This is a genomic window from Blautia ammoniilytica (genome assembly GCF_025566965.1).
Lineage (GTDB): Bacteria > Bacillota > Clostridia > Lachnospirales > Lachnospiraceae > Blautia_A > Blautia_A ammoniilytica.
In genome coordinates, this window is the sequence record NZ_JAOQJL010000003.1 from 162724 (window position 1) to 169314 (window position 6591).

Sequence of the window (6591 nt, forward strand, 5' to 3'; positions counted from 1 at the left end):
ATTTAATTATCTTTTCCAGAAAGCAGGATCCTGTCATTATCAAGTTCTTTTCCTGCTCCAGCATTGAATTTTTCCAGAAGGCCGGCAACTGTCAGGCCTTCTCTTTCTTTTCCGCTGATATCCAGCACGATCCTGCCGCTGTCCATCATCAGCGTGCGATTGCCCAGTTCCAGGGCTGAATACATATTGTGCGTGATCATCAGACAGGTAAGATGGTTCTCTTCCACCACTCTTTTTGTCATTGCCAGCACCTTAGCTGCAGTACCCGGATCCAGTGCTGCTGTATGCTCATCAAGAAGCAGCAGCTTGGGTGGATTCATGGTATCCATCAGAAGACTTAAAGCCTGCCTCTGTCCTCCGGAAAGAAGTCCTACCGGCTGTGACATTCGGTTCTCAAGCCCAATATCCAGAAGTGCAAGCTGTTCCCTGAACCTTTCCTTGTCTGCTTTGGATACATGAGAAAGCCATCCGCCTCTGCCAGCTGCCAGTGCAAGATTCTCCTCAATGGTCATTCCCGGTGCAGTCCCCCTCATAGGATCCTGATACAGCCGTCCAATACTTTTGGAACGGATATGCTGCGGCACAAAGGTAATATCCTGTCCATCCAGGACAATCGATCCTGAATCCGTAAGAAAATCCCCACAGATTGCATTAAACAATGTGGATTTTCCGGCTCCGTTGGAACCGATGATCGTAGCAAAATCACCTGGTTTCAAAGAAAGAGACAGATCCCTTAAGGCCTTTTTTTCATTTACAGTTCCCGGATTAAAGGTTTTGGAAATATGGTTTAATTCCAGCATCTGTCAGATACCTCCCTTCTTGTGTGTCATCCTTCTTCGTATCTGCGGCCACTGTTTCTTCAGATATGGGCCAGAGATTGCAAGGACTACGATCACAGAGGAAACCAGCTTCAGCATAAATGCAGGCATATTCAGTCTAAGCGCAATGGTATATACAAGCCTGAAAATGAAAGCACCTAAAACCATTCCAACAGCCCGAAGTAAAATACCTCCCTTGCCCAGGATGGTTCCCCCGATCAGAAGGGATGCCAGGGCGATGGTCACCATACCCTGACCAATATTAATATCTACAGACTTCTGCGACTGGGCCAGCAGGCATCCGGAAAGCGCTGTAAAGGAATTGGCCACACACAGCCCTACGATGGTTGTAAATACCGGATTAATAGAAGAAGATTTAACCATATCCGGATTGTTTCCGGTAGCCCGGATTGCAAGACCAAGTCTTGTTTTCAGGAAAAATACAAGGAACGCAACCACGACCACTACTGCGATCAATGCGATCAGGATCTCTGTCCTTCCCTGGAGAGGTGTACCTTTCAGTGCATCCTTCATCATCGTAAATACGGTGGTGGTCCTATTCATATTCAAAAGAGAAGAGCCTCCCATCACTGCAATATTCACAGAATACAACCCTGTATTCACAATGATTCCGGCAAGAAGACTGTCCACACCCATTTTCGTCTGCAGGATCGCAGTTACAAAACCGGAGCCTACACCTGCAGCCATAGCTGCAGGAATGGATAAAAACGGGTGTCCGCTGATTGCTACGGTTGCCCCTACTGCTGCTCCAAGTGTAAAACAGCCATCAGTTGACAAGTCACATACGTTCAGCATGGAATAGCTGAGAAACAGTGCCAGAACTGTAAGAGAACAAATAAGTCCCAGCTTTAATGCAGTCTCTCCCAGTGTTAGAATGGTTGCGATATTCACAATAAATTCCTCCGATCAGTCAGCATTCAGCTCGTCAAAGCTTTCAGCAGTTGTGATTTCTTTAATCTGTGTGCAGTGTGGCTCAAAAGCCGCCTTAACCTGTTCAAGATCCAGTCCAAGACCCTCACAGGTCTCTGTATTGATGGTTGCTGTACCATTATCAAAAGTTTTAACAGGTGTAGCAGCCGGATCTGCGTCATCCAGAAGGATCTGGCTTACCATGTCTGCTGTTTCCTGTCCAAGGTTCGCATAATCAACTCCATATCCCATGAAAGCTCCGTTTAACGCAAAGGAATCAGCTCCTGTATACTGAGGGATTCCTGCTTCCATAAATTTCTCATAAATTGAAAGCTCTGCTGTCATAATAGTATTGTCTGTAGGTGTAAATACCGCATCCACACCATCTGCTACCAATGCATCTGCTGCCAGCTGTACCTCATCTGTTGTGGTACCTGTACGCTCTACAACTTCAATATCTTTCTCCTCCAGGAATGCTTTTGCTTCCTCAATAGCTGCTGCAGAGGAATCCTGTCCTACATCATATAAAAGACCTACTTTTTTCACATCCGGATTCACAGCAAGGATCAGATTCATCACAGATGCTGTGTCAAGATAATCTGAAGTACCTGTAATATTTGCTCCTGGCTCTTCCAGGGATTCCACCAGCCCTGCGCCTACAGGATCTGTAACTGCGGAAAATACGACCGGTGTATCTGTGCCTTCTGTCATTGACTGCATACGCATTGCAACAGGTGTAGCTACACCAACCATTAAGTCTACGCCATCTGCCTGAAAATCAGAAATGATCTGCTCCATAACATTTGCATCTGCATTACAGTTTTCATAAGAAATATCAAAATTTACGCCTTTTTCTTTACCAATCTCTTCCAGTCTTGTCTGAAGATTATCTACGATCTGATTCAGGGATGCATCATCCACATAATTGCAGATGCCGATCTTGAAGTCATCTGCCATTACAGTTGCTGTCATCATTGCTGTTGCTGCCATTGCTGCCATTGCACATACCATCATCTTTTTTTTCATTTTCGTTCTCCTTTCTTGATCCGCTTACACTTTTTACTTTATTGGAACATTATGAAGTAATTTCCTGTAAAGTAAAAAACCGTCCCAAGACAACATATCTGCTGTTCTTGAGACGGTAATAATGTTCTTATTATCGCGGTACCACTCAAATTGATCCTTGATCCACTTTTGCATGTACTATCATACACTCCTGATTGATAACGGGTCCGGTTCCCGTCGGCTCCTACTCTGCTGTAAATGATTTCGGGCCGCCCTCAAAAGGCCATTCAGCAAACCGCTCCATACAGGCTTCCACCAATACCTGCTCTCTGTAATGTTACATGAATGCTTACTACTCTTTCTCGTTGGTTTAACTGTGATTTACTTTAGCACACTAATGCCTGAATGTCAAGCTTATTTTTAAAGCTGTTATCGTTTGTATTATTTTAAAAGCTATTATCGTTTGTATGAAAATTAACTTAGTTTCTTTGAATTGAGTTTACCCGACGACGATCCAGTCTATACCTTGAAAAAAGTGATGGAAGATTTAGGTTTTTCTGGTCTGCTGGCCAATTGTTCAGATAAGGGAAGAACCGGGTATAACCCAATTATGATGTACGCTGTAGTTACTTACGCAAACATGCGCGGAGTACGTTCTGTTGACCGTATTGTAGAATTATGTGAAAGAGATCTCGCTTTTATCTGGCTGGTCTGCTGGATTCTATTGAACTGAACTTTGCCAGGTATAATACATTTTTGCAGGAGAATGGTTATGGGCAAAAGTATGATATCGGGAATGCACAGATGTTTGTGATTGAGGGAATGGATAAAGTCCGCAGTGTAATAGAAAAGAACCGGAAACGGAAGCTGTCAAAACATAAGCAACTTGCAAATAATACAGTCATTGAGATTGATAACTGCTCTCCGCTTGAAATCCTGAAGCTGCAGAAGAACCTTAATACAATCGCCTCTGGAGAAGGGACTGAGTTCGTTTATGGAAAAGTAAAAAGAAAACCTGAGATCCAGCAGCTGTATGAAGAACTGGAGAATCTTGGTCAGCGTCTGATGGGATATAAAGAATGCTTCGAGATTATGGGAAAAGACCGGAACAGCTATTCCAAGACAGACCTGGAAGCTACTTTTATGCGGATGAAAGAGGATCATATGCTGCACTGAACGGGCAGTTAAAGCCGGCGTACAACGTACAGATCGCCGTGGAAAACTATTTTATCGTTCACGGATATGTAAGTAATGACCGGACGGATTACAATACCCTGATCCCAGTCCTGGAAAAGCACCAAAAGGCTTTTGGCAGCGTCCTGGAAGCGGTGACTGCTGACAGCGGATACTGTAGCGAGAAAAATCTGCTTTATTTAAACGAAAAAGGATAGAAAGCTATATAAAGCTGCAGGATCATGAGAAACGTAAAACACGTGCATATGCGGAAGATATCAGCAAATATTACAACATGAAGGTTGAGGTATTTGAAGATGAGCAGTTCTATATCTGCCATGACGGACGTGAACTGCGTGAAAAATCCCATGCAAACATCCAAAGTGAGCGCGGGATCCTGAAACGGCAGACACGTTCGATCCAGACGGAAGGACATTTCGGTGAGATCAAAGAAAACGAAAACTTCCGCCGTTTTAATTACCGTTCTGCAGATAAAGTGTACAAAGAATTCATGTTGTATGCGATCGGAAGGAATATAAATAAATACTATCGCTTTCTCAATGAAAAATTAAAGAAGTTTGAGGGAAAAACAACGGAAAAAACAGCTTGATCAAAAGTATGGCTGTAAAAATCCAGACAAGGGATTTTTGCGGCCAAAAATAAATTTCATCTTTCATAGAGAAAAGGATCCCTCGCAAGATAGAAGGCTAACAAATCTTGTCCTTGCAGGGATCCTTTCAATTGCTACTGAGGATGCCGAAATATGGTATTAACCGACAGCCCCGTTTGGTTATAAAATACAGTATACATAATAAATACTTATACTTTCAGACTAAGTATGACAATAATCACATCGAAAAAATCACTGGCGAAATGACAGTTTTCACTTTTCCTTTCGAGACCTTAATATAAAAAGAGCCATTCTGGTAGTATGTTCCAAACATATTCCATTTGTTGCTTTTTATCAGTATTTTCAATTTTTTAAATGATTGGCTGTGATAGCTGTAACGATATGCCTGCACACTGTTTAATTTTGTCCATGGAGCGCTTTTGTAATATCTTGTATTCCCAGTCAGCTTTGCCGTATAAGTCTTTCCATATGATTTAATGATAGAGTGGCCTTCTGCTCTACTATAGGCAAATTTGGCATAGCGGTATTTAATTTTTGATCCGTTTATCGAGGTGACCTGCACCCATTTATATCCATTTTTCCCGGGGCCATAAAAGCTTCCAGTTTTGCCATAATTAAGCCCAACCTTATTATAGGAATAATAAGAAGCTCCCCATACATTGCTGGAAAACAGCAGTGTTAAAATCAGTGTAAGCAGTAATAATTTCCTTGTTTTTTTCATATTCTCTTCCCTTTCCGTAAATTAAACATTAATCTCAAAAATAGCAGATTGCTTTTGACCGTTACTGTCATAAGTATAAAAATTAATTTTAAAATCTCCGGCATTATCTACGCCAATACACGCTTGTGCCTGGCAAAATGCGCCAACTGGCGTCTCTTGTGGATACATTGATATATCTCCAGGATATGAATATCCCATTTTTCCGAAACTGTCGACTATTCCATCTTCAAGGCTTATATATAAGCCATTCATAGCATCGTCGTCATACCCAAGATTTTCATAGGTATAGGTTACAAGATAAACAGCAGCTGGATTTTTTTCACTAAATTCATTACGATTGCTAACTTCTTCAACAGAATCCACTGTGATTTTCCATTGGTTCTCCACAACATAAGGCTCACCTATTTTATAGGAATCCTGAGAAGTAGTTTGAGATTTGGCAGATGCTTCATCGAGTTGCTTTTGAAGCTCATCTATCGTTTTTTGCATTTCAACAATTTGAGCTTCCAGTTGCTCAATTTTGTTGTCCTTTTCATCTGCGAAAACAGGTGACGAGCAGGACAAAACAAGGGAACTAGCTAAAAGCAGGGTAATAAGTTTCTCTTTCATTTAAACTTCCTCCTTATACGCTATATAAGTTTCATCTTTTTCATTACCAGATAAATCATGATATGTTATTTTTAATTTTGAAGATGCAATCGTGCTTATTTTAATTTGAAGGGTAGACTTCGCTGTCCATCTGCCAAAATCATTAATATTAAATCCATATACATATGTTTTACTGTTTGTCTTTGCTCTTTTAGAAGTTGTTCCATATGTCTGTATTGAAAAGGATACCAATAGTACTAATGTCAGAATTATACTTATTGTAATTTTCATTGTTACAACTGCTTTTTTCTGCACATTAACGGTATTTTTTTGCCGATTCCACTTTTCAGGGTAACTGTTACTGTAGCTTTTCCGGTTTTCTTCTGCGCTGTTAGTTTTCCCTTAGAGGATACCTTCACAATTTTGGTGTTGCTGGATTTCCAGGAAACTACGGAGTCTCCCTTCTGAATCTGGGTGATTTTCAAACCTGTGGTTGCCTGCTTTACTTTCAAAGTAACTGCTGCAGCATTTAATTCTAATACTGGAGAAAGCTTATCTCCTGCTACCTTTTGTTCCTTCTCTTTGCAGCTTGCACAACTTCTTTCCTACAGTTCCGGAAGGAACACATCTACCTCCTGCACGGCAATCTCATTCACTTTTTTATTGTCAACTCAAAATCCATGTGAACAAATAATTCTTTTTCGTATTTTTGATCGTAAGATATA

6 protein-coding genes, 2 pseudogenes and 1 other annotated feature are annotated in these 6591 nt (G+C 41.3%); of the genes and pseudogenes, 1 reads left to right on the plus strand and 7 read right to left on the minus strand.

Going from position 1 to position 6591, the window contains the following annotated elements; all coding sequences use genetic code 11:
- Positions 1–2: 2 nt before the first annotated feature.
- From OCV61_RS02570 to OCV61_RS02580, 3 genes are read right to left on the minus strand one after another with little or no spacing between them, the layout of a single operon-like run.
- Positions 3–800, minus strand: a complete 798-nt coding sequence (locus OCV61_RS02570) for an ABC transporter ATP-binding protein (RefSeq protein WP_158420521.1) — start codon at positions 798–800, stop codon at positions 3–5.
- Positions 801–803: 3 nt separating this feature from the next.
- Positions 804–1730 (minus strand): ABC transporter permease, encoded by a 927-nt coding sequence (locus OCV61_RS02575; protein WP_330382864.1) that lies wholly within the window; start codon positions 1728–1730, stop codon positions 804–806.
- 15 nt (positions 1731–1745) lie between these two features.
- On the minus strand, positions 1746–2774 hold the full coding sequence (locus tag OCV61_RS02580; protein ID WP_158420522.1) for an ABC transporter substrate-binding protein: 1029 nt from the start codon (positions 2772–2774) through the stop codon (positions 1746–1748).
- A gap of 105 nt (positions 2775–2879) precedes the next feature.
- Positions 2880–3128, minus strand: a binding site (T-box leader).
- Positions 3129–3234: 106 nt separating this feature from the next.
- On the opposite strand from OCV61_RS02580, the pseudogene OCV61_RS18740 reads away from it, so the two are divergent.
- Positions 3235–4536 (plus strand): annotated as a pseudogene (locus OCV61_RS18740) (transposase); the annotation flags it as partial.
- Between the two features lie 238 nt (positions 4537–4774).
- Here the strand turns inward: OCV61_RS18740 and OCV61_RS02590 are convergent.
- From OCV61_RS02590 to OCV61_RS02605, 4 genes and pseudogenes are all read right to left on the minus strand, one after another.
- Positions 4775–5278: a hypothetical protein gene (locus OCV61_RS02590; protein WP_158420523.1), complete on the minus strand. Its 504-nt coding sequence runs from the start codon at positions 5276–5278 to the stop codon at positions 4775–4777.
- A gap of 21 nt (positions 5279–5299) precedes the next feature.
- Positions 5300–5887: a hypothetical protein gene (locus OCV61_RS02595; RefSeq protein WP_158420524.1), complete on the minus strand. Its 588-nt coding sequence runs from the start codon at positions 5885–5887 to the stop codon at positions 5300–5302.
- Positions 5888–6157, minus strand: coding sequence for a hypothetical protein (locus OCV61_RS02600; protein ID WP_262582622.1), 270 nt, complete (start codon positions 6155–6157; stop codon positions 5888–5890).
- Positions 6158–6159: 2 nt separating this feature from the next.
- Positions 6160–6381: pseudogene (locus OCV61_RS02605) on the minus strand (Ig-like domain-containing protein); the annotation flags it as partial.
- Positions 6382–6591 lie beyond the last annotated feature (210 nt).

What these genes read in the sequence shown, in the direction of transcription:
- OCV61_RS02570 (WP_158420521.1), bottom strand. Translation starts at nt 800, where the DNA reads ATGCTGGAATTAAACCATATTTCCAAAACCTTTAATCCGGGAACTGTA.
- OCV61_RS02580 (WP_158420522.1), bottom strand. Translation starts at nt 2,774, where the DNA reads ATGAAAAAAAAGATGATGGTATGTGCAATGGCAGCAATGGCAGCAACA.
- OCV61_RS02590 (WP_158420523.1), bottom strand. Translation starts at nt 5,278, where the DNA reads ATGAAAAAAACAAGGAAATTATTACTGCTTACACTGATTTTAACACTG.
- OCV61_RS02595 (WP_158420524.1), bottom strand. Translation starts at nt 5,887, where the DNA reads ATGAAAGAGAAACTTATTACCCTGCTTTTAGCTAGTTCCCTTGTTTTG.
- OCV61_RS02600 (WP_262582622.1), bottom strand. Translation starts at nt 6,157, where the DNA reads ATGAAAATTACAATAAGTATAATTCTGACATTAGTACTATTGGTATCC.